Source organism: Segatella maculosa OT 289, from assembly GCF_000243015.1.
Lineage (GTDB): Bacteria > Bacteroidota > Bacteroidia > Bacteroidales > Bacteroidaceae > Prevotella > Prevotella maculosa.
In genome coordinates, this window is the sequence record NZ_JH594500.1 from 173,312 (window position 1) to 174,659 (window position 1,348).

The 1,348-nt window shown below is 50.1% G+C and carries 1 protein-coding gene; it reads right to left on the reverse strand.

Annotated elements, in window-relative coordinates; genetic code table 11:
• Positions 1-1,348: fibronectin type III domain-containing protein (locus HMPREF9944_RS00575; RefSeq protein ID WP_008563714.1), on the reverse strand; the 1,348-nt coding region annotated here is incomplete at both ends.

Below are 1,348 nucleotides of genomic sequence, written 5' to 3' on the forward strand. Positions count from 1 at the left end.
CGCTTCGCCCTCTGGTTGTCGTAATAGAAGGTCAGCGTGCTGCCGCTCACGGCCGCATAGGCTTCCTTGTCGGTCGGCGTGGTGAAGGTCTTTTCGTTGTAGAAGGCGAAGTTGCCGCATTCGTCCTGTGCTTTCACGGTCACCGTGTATCGGGTGTCGGGTGTCAGGTCCTTCAGCTTCAGTGTGTCTTTGCCGATAAATTCGCCAACGTGTTTGCGGTTTCCCGTTCTGCTGTCGTCAAGAAACACCAGGTAGCGCATAAGCTCCTTCGGCGTAACGTTGTCCGTGGCCTGCTTCCATGTCACGGTGGCCGTCGTGTGCGCCACGTCCTCCACCTTTATCGACGCATTGTCAATGCTGGGCTTTTCCCATTCGCTCTTTACAAAGGCGATGTTCTTTTTGCATCTTTCCCCGTTCAGCATTACGTCACCACCTTCCACGCTTACGCCTGCCGGCCCGATAAGCCTGCAGCCATTGGTAATGATGCTCCTGAAACCGGATACTTTTGGGACTTCATAACTCTCATCATACCTCAAGCCTAACCTTACAGAAGCGTCGTCGATCTCCAAGGTCTCGTTGCCGGTCATGCCTTTCAGCGTAGAAAGATAACCCATAAAATTCAATGCGCAGCCGCCTTCAATCCTCAGCGTCATGCCCCTGTTGTTTTCTGCTCGAATCCCCTGTGAACGAGAAATGTCCGTAAAACTGCCATCACCCTTTATGGTAAAGTTGGTCTTGGTGTCTATGAAATATGAGGTATAGAGATTGCCTTTATTCTCTCCTTTCAATGTAAGCGTATAGTAATGCGAGGGATCCGTGTCGGAAATATCAATGTAAGTGTGTGAAGCACTATAGGGGTTGCCAAACGTGGTGTTTTCAAAGGTAATGTCCTTGAAGTCATAAAATCTACTCCTGCCAAATGCCTTGACTAAAGAATTCTTGATGTAAAGCCCCTCTTCACGCTTGGCCGAAAGGGGATAGTGTTTTTCTGAATATACCTTAAGTCCGAGTCCCTCGATGGTGAGCGTGGCCTTGTTCTGCACATGAATACCCTCATATTCATTGCTCCATGTGTAGAGTGTGTTTTCTTCGGTATCGCCGTTGTAGCTCTTCAGCGTGGTGTTCTTCTTCAGAAAGATGCTGCTTGAGTTCTTCGCACGGAATTCATTATTGCCCATGAACACCACCGTCAGCCCGTCGTTGCTTTCATTCTCCAGCGCATGGTTGTAGCCGCCCGTGCGTTCCACCTTGATGTTGCGCACGTAGAGCGTGTTCTCCTCCGGCTCATACCATGCTTGCGGGTAGAAGTCTGCGTTCGGTGTGATGTACTTGCTTGTGATGTTGCTGC